The sequence below is a fragment of the Daejeonella sp. genome (assembly GCF_036405355.1).
In the GTDB taxonomy this organism is placed as follows: Bacteria; Bacteroidota; Bacteroidia; order Sphingobacteriales; family Sphingobacteriaceae; genus Daejeonella.
The window spans coordinates 19,696-34,738 of sequence record NZ_DASWXT010000128.1 but is presented as its reverse complement, the minus strand read 5'-3'; the positions used below and the strand labels follow the sequence as shown (position 1 = coordinate 34,738).

Annotated in this window: 17 protein-coding genes; 12 read left to right on the top strand and 5 right to left on the bottom strand. The window is 37.3% G+C overall.

What is annotated here, in order from left to right:
- Positions 1-39: 39 nt before the first annotated feature.
- Positions 40-552: an Rrf2 family transcriptional regulator gene (locus tag VGE44_RS15970; RefSeq protein ID WP_331080984.1), complete on the bottom strand. Its 513-nt coding sequence runs from the start codon at positions 550-552 to the stop codon at positions 40-42.
- Positions 553-793: 241 nt separating this feature from the next.
- On the opposite strand from VGE44_RS15970, the gene thrS reads away from it, so the two are divergent.
- The 6 genes from thrS (at position 794) to VGE44_RS15940 (ending at position 5,896) form a co-directional block, all read left to right on the top strand.
- A complete protein-coding gene (thrS, locus tag VGE44_RS15965) occupies positions 794-2,719 on the top strand; it encodes a threonine--tRNA ligase (RefSeq protein WP_331080982.1) in 1,926 nt (641 codons plus the stop codon).
- 11 nt (positions 2,720-2,730) lie between these two features.
- Positions 2,731-3,303, top strand: a complete 573-nt coding sequence (gene infC, locus VGE44_RS15960) for a translation initiation factor IF-3 (RefSeq protein ID WP_305364590.1) — start codon at positions 2,731-2,733, stop codon at positions 3,301-3,303.
- Positions 3,304-3,443: 140 nt separating this feature from the next.
- A complete protein-coding gene (gene rpmI / locus VGE44_RS15955) occupies positions 3,444-3,644 on the top strand; it encodes a 50S ribosomal protein L35 (protein WP_305364589.1) in 201 nt (66 codons plus the stop codon).
- 77 nt (positions 3,645-3,721) lie between these two features.
- Positions 3,722-4,066, top strand: coding sequence for a 50S ribosomal protein L20 (rplT, locus tag VGE44_RS15950; RefSeq protein ID WP_324487025.1), 345 nt, complete (start codon positions 3,722-3,724; stop codon positions 4,064-4,066).
- A gap of 217 nt (positions 4,067-4,283) precedes the next feature.
- Positions 4,284-4,922 (top strand): DUF6266 family protein, encoded by a 639-nt coding sequence (locus VGE44_RS15945; protein ID WP_331080979.1) that lies wholly within the window; start codon positions 4,284-4,286, stop codon positions 4,920-4,922.
- Positions 4,923-4,981: 59 nt separating this feature from the next.
- Positions 4,982-5,896, top strand: a complete 915-nt coding sequence (locus tag VGE44_RS15940) for a DUF72 domain-containing protein (RefSeq protein WP_331080977.1) — start codon at positions 4,982-4,984, stop codon at positions 5,894-5,896.
- An 88-nt stretch (positions 5,897-5,984) separates the two neighbouring features.
- Here the strand turns inward: VGE44_RS15940 and sucC are convergent, their stop codons facing one another.
- Complete coding sequence (gene sucC, locus VGE44_RS15935) at positions 5,985-7,178, bottom strand: ADP-forming succinate--CoA ligase subunit beta (RefSeq protein WP_331080975.1); 1,194 nt, start codon at positions 7,176-7,178, stop codon at positions 5,985-5,987.
- A gap of 148 nt (positions 7,179-7,326) precedes the next feature.
- Here sucC and VGE44_RS15930 point away from each other — a divergent pair, with 148 nt between their 5' ends.
- The 6 genes from VGE44_RS15930 (at position 7,327) to VGE44_RS15905 (ending at position 11,723) form a co-directional block, all read left to right on the top strand.
- Positions 7,327-7,983 (top strand): ABC transporter ATP-binding protein, encoded by a 657-nt coding sequence (locus VGE44_RS15930; protein ID WP_331080973.1) that lies wholly within the window; start codon positions 7,327-7,329, stop codon positions 7,981-7,983.
- A 1-nt stretch (position 7,984) separates the two neighbouring features.
- Complete coding sequence (locus VGE44_RS15925) at positions 7,985-8,293, top strand: hypothetical protein (protein ID WP_331080971.1); 309 nt, start codon at positions 7,985-7,987, stop codon at positions 8,291-8,293.
- Between the two features lie 173 nt (positions 8,294-8,466).
- Complete coding sequence (locus VGE44_RS15920; RefSeq protein WP_331080969.1) at positions 8,467-9,081, top strand: HAD family hydrolase; 615 nt, start codon at positions 8,467-8,469, stop codon at positions 9,079-9,081.
- Between the two features lie 102 nt (positions 9,082-9,183).
- Positions 9,184-10,677, top strand: coding sequence for a S41 family peptidase (locus VGE44_RS15915; protein WP_331080967.1), 1,494 nt, complete (start codon positions 9,184-9,186; stop codon positions 10,675-10,677).
- A 140-nt stretch (positions 10,678-10,817) separates the two neighbouring features.
- Positions 10,818-11,453, top strand: coding sequence for a peroxiredoxin (locus VGE44_RS15910; protein ID WP_331080965.1), 636 nt, complete (start codon positions 10,818-10,820; stop codon positions 11,451-11,453).
- A gap of 72 nt (positions 11,454-11,525) precedes the next feature.
- On the top strand, positions 11,526-11,723 hold the full coding sequence (locus VGE44_RS15905; protein WP_331080963.1) for a cold-shock protein: 198 nt from the start codon (positions 11,526-11,528) through the stop codon (positions 11,721-11,723).
- Positions 11,724-12,104: 381 nt separating this feature from the next.
- Here VGE44_RS15905 and VGE44_RS15900 read toward each other — a convergent pair whose 3' ends face one another.
- From VGE44_RS15900 to VGE44_RS15890, 3 genes are read right to left on the bottom strand one after another with little or no spacing between them, the layout of a single operon-like run.
- The gene (locus tag VGE44_RS15900; RefSeq protein ID WP_331080961.1) at positions 12,105-13,283 is read right to left on the bottom strand and encodes a THUMP-like domain-containing protein; all 1,179 of its coding nucleotides are present in this window, start codon (positions 13,281-13,283) and stop codon (positions 12,105-12,107) included.
- A 3-nt stretch (positions 13,284-13,286) separates the two neighbouring features.
- Positions 13,287-14,543: an aspartate kinase gene (locus VGE44_RS15895; protein ID WP_331080959.1), complete on the bottom strand. Its 1,257-nt coding sequence runs from the start codon at positions 14,541-14,543 to the stop codon at positions 13,287-13,289.
- A gap of 29 nt (positions 14,544-14,572) precedes the next feature.
- A complete protein-coding gene (locus VGE44_RS15890; RefSeq protein ID WP_331080957.1) occupies positions 14,573-15,040 on the bottom strand; it encodes a GNAT family N-acetyltransferase in 468 nt (155 codons plus the stop codon).
- Positions 15,041-15,043: the final 3 nt, after the last annotated feature.

Here is a 15,043-nt window from a genome sequence, read left to right as displayed (position 1 = left end):
GTATTGGATAAAATTGTCCACTATATGATTAAATTTTTTTTAACGTTTCAAAAAGGTTAATCCTTTTTCAAAATCTACTGCTAATGATTGTACACTTGTAGTTTCTAACATTGTTTTTAGTTTGTCTCTAATCAGTTTAAATTGATCGTGAACAGGGCAGGGCATTTTTTCGTTACATTGTTTCAAACCTAATCCGCAACCTTTATAAATTTCTTCACCATCAATTGCCATAACTATTGTACTTAATTTTACCTTATCAAGCTCTTGTTTATCCATAGAAAAGCCGCCGTTGGGGCCTTTCTCTGAGTTTATGATCTTGCTACGGGAAAGCTGTTGTAAAATTTTCGAAGTATAAGCTATCGGAGAATCAATTGATTCTGCAACTTCTTTTAGTCCCACTTTTCTATCTAACTGCGATTGCTCAGCAATGTAAATTGCTGCTCTAATCCCGTATTCACAAGCTTTTGAAAACATTTGTCGTTGTTTATGCAGCAAATATATGTATTTTTTTAATAGTGGATTAATTTGTCCGTTAATAATATGCGCCAGCATATTAGCTCGTTCTTACTTAAAATATCCAAACCTAAAGTCCATCCCGAATACGGGGAGATGATTAAAAGGTGATTGTTCAGGGTTTATTGTGGCTTATTAGGTTGACTTTATTTCAGGCTTATAACATTAATCTATGCATGATAAATCCCTTAAATTATCGTATTTTTGCCATTGAATTGAAGATCACTTTGTAGGTGATCATTTGAATATTTTAAATTATAACATATAAATCATTTTGTAGATGATCAAGATTACCCTTCCTGATGGCTCTGTTCGTGAATATGAACAGGGAATCACAGCACATCAAATCGCTCTTTCAATTTCTGAAGGATTAGCCAGAAATGTCTTAGCAGCAGAGGTTAACGGACAAGTATGGGATTCGAGCCGTCCGATAGAATCAGATTCAACGGTGAAATTACTTACCTGGAATGATCAGGATGGAAAAGCTACCTTCTGGCATTCATCTGCGCACTTAATGGCAGAGGCTCTCGAATCATTATACCCGGGTACCAAGTTTGGTATTGGTCCGGCAATTGAAACCGGGTTTTACTATGATGTCGACTTTGGTGACCGGGAATTTTCATCCGATGATTTTAAGCAGATTGAAGATAAGATCCTTGAACTTGCGAGACAAAAATCTGATTTCTCAAGGCAGGCAGTTTCCAAAGCTGATGCCATTAAATATTTTACAGAAAAGGATGATGAATATAAGCTGGATCTGATCAAAGATCTTAGTGATGGTTCAATTACTTTTTATACCCAGGGAAATTTTACTGATCTGTGCCGCGGACCACATATTCCGAATACAGGATTTATTAAAGCTGTAAAGCTAATGAATGTTGCAGGTGCATACTGGAGAGGGGATGAAAGCAGAAAGCAACTGACCCGTATCTACGGAGTAACCTATCCAAAGCAAAGTGAGCTGACTGATTATCTTCATATGATCGAAGAGGCAAAAAAGCGTGATCACCGTAAATTGGGTAAAGAACTGGAGCTGTTTGCATTTTCAGATAAGGTGGGTATGGGATTGCCCTTATGGCTCCCAAAAGGTACAGCACTGAGAGAAAAGCTCGTAAATTTTCTTCAGCGGGCACAGGTTAAATCCGGATATGAGCAGGTAATTACCCCACATATAGGCCATAAGAACCTCTATATTACTTCAGGTCACTATGAAAAATATGGTGCTGATTCATTTCAGCCGATCAAAACACCGCAGGAAGGAGAGGAGTTCTTTTTAAAACCGATGAACTGTCCGCACCACTGCGAGATCTATAAAACCAAACCTCGTTCTTACAAGGATCTTCCGGTCAGGTATGCAGAGTTTGGAACAGTTTACCGTTACGAACAGAGTGGTGAGTTACATGGTTTAACCCGTGTTCGTGGCTTTACTCAGGATGATGCACATTTATTCTGCCGCCCTGATCAGGTTAAGGAAGAATTTAAGAAGGTTATTGACCTGGTTCTTTATGTATTCAAGGCATTAGGATTTGATAATTACACTGCACAGATTTCGCTCCGTGATCCTGAAAATAAAACAAAATATATTGGTACAGATGAGAATTGGAAGTTGGCGGAATCAGCTATCATTGAAGCAGCTGAAGAAAAGGGCTTAACAACTGTTATTGAATTTGGAGAAGCCGCATTTTATGGACCAAAACTCGACTTTATGGTGAAGGATGCGCTTGGCAGAAAGTGGCAGTTGGGCACTATTCAGGTTGATTATAATTTACCTGAACGTTTTGAACTGGAATATACTGGAAGCGATAATCAGAAGCACCGTCCGGTAATGATTCACAGAGCACCTTTCGGCTCATTGGAGCGCTTTGTTGCCGTATTGATCGAACACTGTGCCGGAGAATTTCCCTTATGGTTAACCCCCGAGCAATTTATCGTCCTTCCTATCTCCGAAAAATATGAGGATTATGCAAAAAAAGTTTTAGAATCGCTTAATAATTCCGATATTCGCGGCTTGATTGACTCCCGTGACGAGAAGATTGGCCGTAAAATCAGGGATGCTGAAGTAAAAAAGATTCCCTACATGCTCATAATCGGGGAGAAGGAAATGAATGAAGGCATGGTTTCTGTTAGAAGACATGGACAGGGAGATGTGGGCAGCATGAAGATAGAAGAGTTTAGTAATCAATTAGTTAAAGAAATAACAATTTAAGTAAATATAATTTGGCATTAGGAAGACCAGGCTTTAACAGAGGACCACGACCTCCGTTTAAAAAGAAAGAAGCAGAACATAAGATCAATGATTTGATTAGAGCGCCTGAAGTGCGCTTAACTGGTGATAACGTGGAAACTGGTATTTATCCGTTCAGAGAAGCTTTAGCTATGGCTATCGAACAGGATCTTGACCTTGTTGAGATTTCCCCGAATGCAGTTCCGCCTGTATGTAAGATTGTTGATTACAACAAGTTTATCTACGAGCAGAAGAAAAAAATGAAGGAAATTAAGTCCAATGCAAAACAAACGGTCATTAAAGAGATTCGTTTTGGACCTAATACCAATGATCATGATTTTCAGTTCAAACTGAAACATGCGATTGGTTTCCTTGAGAATGGAGAAAAAGTACGTGCTTATGTTCATTTCAAAGGCCGTGCAATTGTTTACAAAGAGCAGGGAGAGATCCTTTTATTAAAATTTGCTCAGGCATTGGAAGATGTTGGTAAAGTAGAACAATTACCTAAATTAGAAGGTAAGCGTATGTTCCTTACCGTAGCTCCGAAGCATGCAGGGAAAAAATAATTCAATTTGTCATCCGATAGCTATCGGATTTGTCGATTTGTCAATTATGGCGTACTACCACTGACAAATCGGATCATAGACAAATAGACAAATAGAATTATAGACAAATCAAATAATAGACAAATAAATATAATAGAGTTATGCCAAAAATGAAAACGTGCTCCAGTGCAAAAAAGCGTTTTAAGCTTACTGGAACAGGTAAAATCAAAAGAAAGAACGCTTTCAAGAGCCACATCTTAACCAAGATGAGCAACAAGCGTAAGCGCGCTTTAGGTCAGACAAGTTTAGTTTCTGACGCAGATATGGGCAACGTAAAACGTATGCTTACAATCGGCAAATAATTAACAAATTAATTTAACCAGGTATCAGGTTTTAAAGTTTCTTACCAGGAACACCGCTTACCAAAAAACAACACAACATGCCACGTTCGGTTAACGCAGTAGCGTCAAGAAGAAGAAGAAAAAAGGTCTTAGATTTAGCCAAAGGCTATTGGGGATCAAGAAGCAAGGTTTTTACCGTTGCTAAAAACACAGTCGAGAAAGGTTTGCAATATGCTTACCGTGACCGTAAAACCAAGAAAAGAGAATTCAGAGCTTTGTGGATTCAGCGTATTAACGCTGGTGCACGTCAGCACGGACTATCATATTCTGTTTTAATGGGTAAATTAACTGCAAAAGGAAACGGATTAAACCGTAAGGTATTAGCTGATTTGGCTATGAACCATCCTGAAGCTTTTAAAGCTGTCGTTGATTCAGTAAAATAGATCTATCATAATTATTAAGAAAAGGGAGCCTCGAGCTCCCTTTTTTGTTGCTCTTTCTTCGTATAAAACAGGGATCAAACAGGGATAAAAGAGGGATAAAACAGGGATAGAACAGGGGTAAAATCTGTTATTCATTATAGTTTAACCTGTATTTAATTATATTTTCATTTGTATTTTTACCTTAATCTTCTTATATTCAATATATTATCTTTTTGTTATGGGAAGATTAACAGCTGGTCTTTTAGGTCCTGTCATTGGAAAAGTAGGTACAGTTATTGGATCCTCAAGAAATGGTGTACCCTATTTAAAGGGGCCATACAAAAATCGAACAAGGGCAATTAGTCAGAAAGAAGCACTGAACCGTCGTAAATTTGCAGCCGCTCAGGTATGGCTTAAACCATTGCTGAGTTTCGTGCGCGTAGGCTTTAAAGGATACAATGAGCGATCCGAAGGTTTTGTGTCTGCCAAATCATATTTGCTAAAAAATGTATTGAAGGTAGTTGATAATATTATTGTTATTGATCCTGCATTGATGAAAGTTAGTTACGGAGAACTTCCAATGTCTGACAATGCAGCATTTAATTTAAGCGCTCCCAGGGAGTTAATTTTTACCTGGAATCCGGAAGGATTTGATCAATCATTTGATCATGATCAGGTCATGCTGCTTGCCTACAATATCGAAGCTAAAAGGGCTTATTATAAACTCATCGGACAATTCAGAAAAGCAGGTTCTGATCAACTAACTTTGCCTAAAGATTTTAAGCCCGGATCAGTAATTCATTTGTATATGGCCTTCATTGCTGCCGACAGAAGCCGGCAGTCTGACAGCTTATATTTGGGTGAAATTATAATTTAGTTTCTGTAGAACCTGCGATTTTAACCCTGTATATTTGATCATATTAACCCTCAAATATTATGGATTTTGGTCGCTTGCCCGATAATGAATTCCCCCTGGTAGATTTTACTCTCCCTGCTGATACAAGCCTGACAACACAGGTTCTTAAGGAAGCAACGAAACCTGCAAGCCCTGATTTATATGTTGGTTGTGCAAAATGGGGCAGAAAGGAGTGGGTTGGATTGATCTATCCGCCTAAAACAAAAGAAGCAGCTTTTCTTGCAGAATATGTGAAGCACTTTAATAGCATTGAATTGAATGCTATTTTCTATGGTATGCCGAAAAAAGAACAGGTAAATACCTGGCGGGAAAAGGCAGAAGCATCCCGTTCAGATTTTAAGTTTTTTCCTAAGTTTACCCAAAGCATAAGTCATATTAAAAGATTGAAGGATGCAGAGGAGCTAACCTCTCAGTATTTGGAAAGTATTTCAGAATTTGGAAATACTCTTGGCCCGGCATTCCTTCAATTGAGTGATAATTTTGGTCCCAAAAACTTTGATATTCTTAAAAGTTATCTTGAAAAGCTCCCTGTAGACTTTGATGTGTTTGTTGAAGTAAGGCATAAAGACTGGTACCAGGATACTGCTGCAAGAAAAGACCTCTTTGATATGATGCATTCACTTAAAAAAGGCTCAGTCATAACAGATGCAGCCGGCAGGAGGGATTGTGTTCACATGGAGTTAACTACACCAGATGCATTTATTCGTTTTGTTGGTAATGGCCTGCATCCCGCAGATTTTAGTCGTATAGATGCATGGATAGAGCGCTTAGTCACCTGGAAAGATCAGGGCTTAAATAAGATCTATTTCTTTCTTCACCAGCATGATGAAAAGGACACCCCGATTCTGGCTGATTATACAATCAAAAAATTCAATGAAAAGCTGGGTACAGATCTGCAACCTCCGGGTCTGATTAAAACCTCAACTCTCTTTTAACAACAAAGCCGCTGATATAATAATATCAGCGGCTTTTATTTTATCTCTCATCACAATCCATTCCCTATTTCCTATTCCCTTTACTACTCTACTCTTCCAATACCTTAGTTACAAGGGCAGCAGCCTCCTTTAACAGAATGGCTGAATAAACCTTTAATCCTGATTCATCAATCAGTTTTTTAGCTTCTACAGCATTAGTGCCCTGTAAACGAACAATAATAGGTACCGGAATATTTCCTATCTCCTTGTAAGCATCGATAACACCCTGAGCTACACGGTCGCAGCGTACAATACCACCGAAGATATTAATCAGAATTGCTTTTACATTCGGATCTGAAAGTATGATATTAAATCCTGCTTTTACAGTTTCAGCATTGGCAGTTCCACCTACATCCAGGAAATTTGCCGGCTCACCACCTGCAAGCTTAATGATATCCATAGTAGCCATCGCTAGTCCGGCACCATTAACCATACAGCCAACATTACCATCTAACTTTACGTAGTTCAGATTTGATTTACTTGCTTCAACTTCAGTTGGGTCTTCTTCACTGGTGTCGCGCATAGCTGCATAATCCGGATGACGGAATAAACCATTATCATCAAGATTTACTTTTGCATCAACTGCAAGTATCTTATTGTCAGATGTTTTTAAAACAGGATTGATCTCGAACATTGAGGAGTCAGTTGCTTCATAAGCTTTATACAATGCTGCAATGAACTTGATCATGTCTTTAAAAGCATCACCGCTTAATCCAAGATTGAAGGCTATTTTACGTGCCTGAAATCCCTGAAGACCAACTTTAGGATCAATTTCTTCTTTGAAAATAAGATGAGGGGTATGTTCTGCAACCTCTTCAATATCCATGCCTCCTTCGGTTGAGTACATAATGATGTTACGGCCTTTTGAACGATCAAGTAATACACTGATATAGAACTCTTTTGTTTCACTCTCTCCCGGATAGTAAACGTCCTGAGCAACTAAAACTTTACTTACCAACTTGCCTTCAGGACCAGTTTGTGGGGTCACTAATTGCATTCCGATGATCTGTCCTGCTTTTTCCTTAACTTCATCTAAGTTTTTCGCCAGCTTTACACCTCCGCCTTTTCCTCTGCCACCGGCATGGATTTGAGCCTTTATAACAACCCAGTCTGAATTATAATCTACCTTTAGCTTCTTCGCGGCGTCAACAGCCTGTTCTGCAGTATCAGCAACAATGCCTTCCTGAACTCTGACACCAAAGCTTTTTAAAATTGCTTTACCCTGATATTCGTGAATATTCATTTACTTATTATTTGCGGTAAAACTACGTTTTTATTGCTAACCTGAAAATAGTAAAGGCTGTTTTTTTCAAAAATTAAGCTATTATTTTACAGGAAGCGATAGTTTAGTAAACAATTCACACATTTGTATATTCATAAGATCTATATTCATGCTTGAGGCAAGGGGAATTCAGAAATCATACGGTAACTTACAGATATTAAAGGGCGTTGATCTGGATATTAAAAAGGCTGAAATTGTTACTATTATTGGGGCATCAGGTGCTGGTAAAAGTACCTTACTTCATATTATTGGCACCCTCGACAAACCAGATCAGGGGACTCTTCTATTAAATAATATTGACGTTAACTCTCTTTCTTCAAAGAAGTTAAGTGCCTTTAGAAACGAACAAATTGGTTTTATCTTCCAGTTTCACCATTTGCTGCCTGAGTTTACAGCATTAGAAAATATCTGCATCCCTGCATTTATTGCCAAAAAGGGCAAAAGAGAAGCTGAAAAAAGGGCATTTGAGCTTCTGGATCTTCTTGGGTTGAGAGAAAGGGCAAATCATAAACCTAATGAACTTTCAGGTGGTGAGCAGCAGCGGGTAGCTGTTGCCAGAGCCATGGTAAATAGTCCGGCGATTATTCTTGCAGATGAACCATCAGGAAATCTTGATTCTGCCAATGCAGAAAGTTTACATCGCCTGTTTCTAGACCTGCGGGATAGCTTGCAACAGACTTTTGTCATCGTTACCCATAATGAAAATCTGGCCGAAATGGCAGATCGGAAGGTGTTGATGAAAGACGGTCTGATAATTAATTATTAAAATGGCAATTCTGATTACTGCAGCTTCCTTCGCTGTTGCATATAAACTGGAGCGATTCCTCAATGAAGCTGAGGTATATTTTGCCGAGCAAATTGAAATGCCTGCAATTCCAGGCAAAAAATTTATTCGCATACCCGATGCTTCATCACCAATCTTTACAAGTGAATTATTGAAGTTATGTCTTGATAATCAAATAGTTAAGATATTTCCTTTAAAAAAATCAGAGAGTATAGAATTATCTAAGGCAAATCAGCTCTTTAGCGAATATGGAATTAGTATCATAATACCGTCAGATGAATGGATTCTGTAAACAGCATTAAACGATTTGAATGCTGATTGGTCTAATATTTGTATTCTTTTGAATTGTTAATTGTTTGCAGATGGATTATCTGAGAGTAGGGATTACCTGAAAATGAGAAATCTGGTATTTTTACCTGGGGAATGAGTTATGGAAGTATCGATTTTGATTTCATAAATTTGAATATGCTTAAATATAAGGATCTCGATAAACGCATAAAGGCTTTTGTATTTGAATTGGATGATGTTATTTATCCTGAGAAAGATTATCTGCTGCAGGTCTATTATCTTTTTTCCAATTTTATTGAGTTTACCGAAGGCTTTCCATCTGCTCAGGATCTTACTGAATTTTTCAAAACGGCTTATACTCATCATGGAGATGAAGGTATTTTTGACCGGGCAAAAGAGGCTTTTGGTATAGAGGAAAAATATCGTGATAATTTTGAAAGACTCTATTTTACTGCAAGATTGCCATTGAAATTGCTATTGTTTTCAGGGATTCTGGAACTGATGCAGGAAATTGTTGTAGACAGAAAGCATTTGTTTTTGGTGACGAATGGAAAACCTGAAATACAGTTGAACAAGATCAGACAGATAGAGTGGAATGGACTGGAGAAATATTTGAGGGTTTATTATGCATCAGAGATAAACCTGAAACCAAATCCTGACGTATTATCGTATATATTGAAAGATCATCAGTTAACAAGAAAAGATATCATGGTAATAGGAGCAACAGAAACTGATCAGGAATTTGCGATATCCTCTGGTGTTGATTATTTAGCTGTTGATGAATTTCTGTAAATTGAGTTCAAATTTGAACAACCAATTATAATATTATAACAAACCAAATAAATGTTGAATAAAATGAATTTAAGATCCCTAAATAAGCTTCTAATATTCTCTTTGAGTTTATTAGTACTTGCTTCTTCCTGTAAGAAAGATCCCAAAGCCAGTGTTGCGCCGACACCTACCACGCCACCCGTTGTTGTGGCTTCAAGGTCAGACCTTACCAAGGACTCTATTTACCTATATGCAAAGGAAACTTATTACTGGAATGAAGGTATGCCTACTTATGCGGTTTTTAATCCCAGGGGTTTCGGAAGTAATGAGGCAGTATTAAATGCTATAATAGCTTTACCGGGAACAAATAAACCTACAGATAAATATTCATTTCTGGATGATGGATCAGTCTCAACTTCATTGGGCGGTGTGAGCGGAGATTTTGGGTTTTCTGTTTTTTATAATGCATCCCCCTCAAGTGATCTTAGGATTAAATATGTATCCCCCAATTCACCCGCGGCAGCTAAAGCTCTAAAAAGAGGTTACCGGATTACAAAATTAAATGGCAGAACCGATTTGAGTTCAGCAGTGAGTTCAAATATTGATTTTGTAGGTTCGGCAGTATTTGGTTCTGCAGCAACAGTTTCTATGACCGTATTAAAACCGGATGGTAGTTCTGAAGATGTAACGATTGGTCGGGCGACTTACTCAAACAATCCTATATTTCTGACTAAAATACTCAATGTAGGATCAAAAAAAGTTGGATATATTGTTTACAATAGTTTTACTACCAATTCAAGAGATGCACTAACTACTGAAATAGGTAAATTTCAGACCGCTGGAGTCACTGAGCTTATTGTGGATCTCCGTTATAATGGCGGTGGTTCAGTTGCTACCGCAGACGTGTTTACAAATCTAATTGCCCCTGCAGCATATACTGGGCAAGTAATGTATACCACTTACTGGACTAAAACGATGCAGGATGGAAATGCAAAGATATTATCTCATCAGCCACTTCTTGATGCTCAGGGCAAATTACAAAATTTCACAGGTGGGGTAAATGGGGTTTATGCTACTTATGCTGATATTGATTACAGGCCTACCAAGAGTGCGGGAAATGTAGAAAACTTTGACAAAACTGGTAGTGCAGAGTTTAAAAAGATTTACTTCCTGGTTTTAAGCGGAACTGCTTCTGCATCGGAATTAATGATCAATAGTCTGAAAGGAGTGATGCCAGGTGATGTTAAACTGATTGGGCAGAAAACTTATGGCAAGCCTGTTGGGTTTTTCGCAATTAAGATTGATAAACTGGAACTCTATGTACCTCAGTTTGAAACTAAAAACCAAAAAAATGAAGGTGGTTATTATAATGGTATGGCTGTTGATTATAGTGTTTCAGATGATGTAACTAAAGATTTTGGTGACCCAACAGAAAGATTGCTGGCTGCAGCTTTAAGCTATTCCGAAAAAGGAACCTTCTCGATCAGTAATATTCCCTCTAAAATTGCAAGTGTATCTGGCATGTCTGCTTTTGAAACTGAAAGATTGAATGAAGTCTTTGATAGAAATGTGTTTAAAGGGATGATCGACGATAAACTAAAGCTAAAAAAGCAGTAAAATTGAATCGCTGATTTGCACTTAAACATATCCTTGTAAAAAAACACTTCATGACATTTATGAAGTGTTTTTTTTTGAATTCAATCCAAAATATCCCTTAAATTAGTATTGTATATCACATCTGTTTAAATTTTACAATTATGAATCTAAAACTGGGCGATTTAGCCCCAAATTTCAAAGCAAAAACTTCTCAGGGAGATATTAGTTTTTACGATTATTTAGGTGATAGCTGGGCCGTTCTTTTTTCTCATCCTGCAGATTATACACCTGTTTGCACTACGGAATTAGGAAAAACGGCTTCCTTGAAGAATGAGTTTGATAAACGCAATGTTAAGGTTATTGCATTAAGTGTTGATTCAGTTGAATCACATAAAGGCTGGATCAATGATATCAACGAAACTCAGCATGTGGAAGTAAACTTTCCGATTATAGCTGATGAGAACAGGGAAATTGCAGAAATGTATGGTATGATGCATCCGAATGCTTCTGAGACCTTTACAGTTCGTTCACTTTTCATTATAGGACCTGATAAAAAAATAAAACTGATGATTACTTATCCTGCATCTACAGGAAGAAATTTCCAGGAAATCCTGAGAGTAATTGATTCTCTTCAGTTAACTGCTAATTATAGCGTTGCTACCCCTGCCGATTGGAAGGAAGGTGAAGATGTAGTTGTTATCCCTGCTATTAAAACTGCTGATATTCCTGCTAAATTCCCGAAAGGATTCACAGAGATAAAACCTTATTTAAGAATGACCCCTCAGCCTGATAAATAAGTTTAAATTTCTTCAAATTTATTTGTAGATGGTTCATTTATAAAGACTCAGAAATAAATAAATATATTTTCTATGCAAACAGGTAAAGTTAAATGGTTTAACAGCCAAAAAGGTTATGGATTTATCATTCAGGAAGATGGTAAAGAAATTTTTGTCCATTTTAAGGATATAGAAGGCGGTGCTAATGCCCTCCGTGATAATGATGAGGTTGAATTTGAAGTTGAAGAGGGTAGAAAAGGATTGCAGGCAGTTAGGGTAAAGAAAATTTAAGGATTGAGGCCAATAGGATTAATCAATTAATTGAAAAGCCCTAAAGGCTTAAATCTTTTTATTATCTAAAACTATTTTATACAAAATGGAGCTGTTATTGGCTCCATTTTTTTTTAATATAACATGAGAAAGCAAGGTCTGTGCTTCTTCGGTTGTGCTTTCCCGTGTTTTGCTGTTATTTTTGAAGCAGATCAAGCATACGGCTGATGGTAATTTGAAATAAAACGTGATTTCTTGCCGGAAATACTCCGGATAAAAGGCTGAACCAGCCTATAACACACTGGTATTGATTTCATAAATTAAATTCTATTCACTCCAGAGCCTAGTTTTATCAATTACATCCGGGTTAATTAACCTTTCTTATCTCAAACTAAGGTTAATCTAATTCCTGCAACAATTCAAAACAATAAGCTCATTGTTCTTACTTGTACAGAACAAGAGGTACTCATCTCCACCATCATTTATTTTTAGTTTTTTCTTCAGATTTTCCGGACTTACTGGAAAGTTACGGCAAATAATATTCGCCTTTTTAAAACTCTGTTCTTTAATGAATGTGCCATAGTTCCAGATCTTTTTTAATTTAAATTTACGCCCTGGAAATGAACTATTAAGTCTGTCGGAAGTATATAAATGGGTGTGCTGATGGATTTTATGTACACCGAAGTCACGCGTAATGAGTTTAAAACAACCGGCTTTTAGCAGGGCAACATCCGGCAGATATATAAAATCCAAAGGGTCTGAATATTCTGTGATTCTGAAATTTCTTTCTTCATTTGTTCTGAATGAATAAGTTATGGTTTCATCAACAGCAATCAGGGCACAGATAATCATTGGATCATTTCCACAGTTTTTACTGTCAATAAGATAAAGTAGCTCTTTACATTCATTTTTTATACTTACAATATGTACACTGCTGACTTCTTTCAATTCATTTATTGTTGAATGAATATCCAGCAGAGGAGCTGTTTTGATCATCAGCAATTCCGAGCGGCTTCGTAAAAGCTCCAGATTAATAATAATATCAGGTTCACAATCTTTTAGCAGGAAAACTTTTTTTGAGTTTACTCTTCTGGATGGATCAATGTAAATAGTATTGTATTTATTAGTGGTGGAATGAAGATATTCGATGCCATCAATGCGCTGATATTGGATTTTTACTCCGAGAACCTCTGAATTGTACTTTGATATTTCAGAAAGCTCTGTATTCAATTCACAATGAGTTACATTCTTTGCTTTCTTCGCAAAAAAACAGGTATCTACGCCAAAGCCACCGGTAAGGTCTATTATATCATCTCCTGATATTAAATTCGATTTGTAAATGGCGGCAAGTTCTGATGAAGCCTGTTCAATAGCTAATTTGGATGGATAATAGATTCCAGGTGTTTGAAACCACAATGGAAGTTTGTGTTCACATCTTTTTTTACTATCAACCTGCTCAGCCAGTTCTTTGGAACTAATCGTTGGAAAAGGGCTCTTTTTAAGACTTAGAGAAGGAATATCTGAATTTAAATTATCCTTAATAAAGTTCTGAACTTCGATATTTAAAAGATCCTTATTCACAGCCTATTTCATCACTAATTGCGCTGTTTTTTTGCTGAACTGCTCCATCACGACAGTTTTCCCCTCTATTAGTTTCTTAGTCTCATCTTCTTTGAAATAAATCACCGTCAGTAATTCAAGACCTTCGGTAGCTGAAAACAGTAATTTGTCTTGAAACATATCAGTCACTCTTTTCAATTTTCCAGCATCCTGATCAAGGCAAACTGAAACGCTGAGTGCAGATAATTGCAACATGTTCAGTTTGATATGAGCTTCACCAAAGGATTTCAATAATCCACTTAAGTGCATCTCATCCATATAGGAGAAATCCCTGGTAGAAATAGTTAATAAAATCTGATTCTTTTTTAAAATAATTGCCTGAATATCAGTGTTTAATTTGGCAGACTGGTCAATTCTTGTTCCAATTTCTTCTGGCTTTAAAAATGGCTTTACAAATAAGGGAATACCGACATTTTGTAAAGGTTTTATTGTTTTAGGGTGGATAATATTAGCCCCATAATATGCCAGTTCCAAAGCTTCAGAGTAGGGGAGTTCTTCATATTTTTGTGCTGAACTAAATAGTGCAGGATCTGCATTCATAATTCCAGGCACATCTTTCCAGACGGTTAATGATTCAGCCTGAATACATGATGCAAAAACAGCAGCAGAATAATCAGAACCTTCTCTTCCAAGAGTGGTAGTAAAGTTTTCGCTTGTGCCGCCAATAAAGCCCTGGCTAATAATAATTTGGTTCTTGAACTGATCTTTTAGTGACTGGATCGAAGCTGAAGTTTTATCCCAGTCGATTATTCCTTCCCTATATGAATTATCTGTATGAATATAGCTTCTGGCATCAATCCATTTAGTGCTGATGTGGCATTCTGTTAGATAAGCTGCAATTATTTTGCTGGAAACCAGTTCTCCGATAGAAACGATCTGATCGTAATTGAAATCATAATCAGGATGAGGTTCATCCTCAAGCATCCATTCAATTTCAATGAAGGTATTGGCAACTTCGTCATAAACCGGATGTTCTTTAAGTTCAAAGAGTCCGGCTATAATCTGTTCATGGAAATCTTTAATTTCCTGAAGTAGCGGAATCGCCTCTTCTCTGCTTTTGATATATGCAGCACAAAGCTTTTCAAGTGCATCAGTGGTTTTCCCCATCGCAGATACAATGATCAGTAGCTGATCTGTACTGTTCATGTTAATTATCTTGACCAGATTTTTAATGTTTGCAGCAGAAGAAACAGCAAACCCTCCAAATTTAAATACCTTCACTAAGTTTGTTTTATATTGGTTAACAGAATCTAAAGCTTATCAATCTGATCCTTTGAAAGAGACACATTGATCCATCCTGAATCAAACTCTGCATTATACTTCTCGTAAAAATTGATCGCCGGATCATTCCAGTCGAGAACCTGCCATGTCATTCCTTTAAAATTCTTTTCTTTGGCTTCCTCAATCAGGCGGTCGAATATCATTTTTCCGAGGCCTTTTCCACGCATTTTTTCAGTCACTAACAAATCTTCAAGATACATGCGGCATCCTTTCCAGGTGGAGTAGCGGATGTAATACAGGCCAAAACCCTGAATAATCCCATTTTCTTCGGCAACAAAAGCCTTCCACACCGGATTTTCTCCAAAACCGGCATTCTCAAATTCCGCCAGACTTACTGTGACCTCATCCGGAGCCTTTTCGTAAACGGCAAGTTCTTTTATTAGCTCGAGTAATCGGCTGCAGTCTGCCTTTACTGCTTTTCGAATAGTTATTGACATATG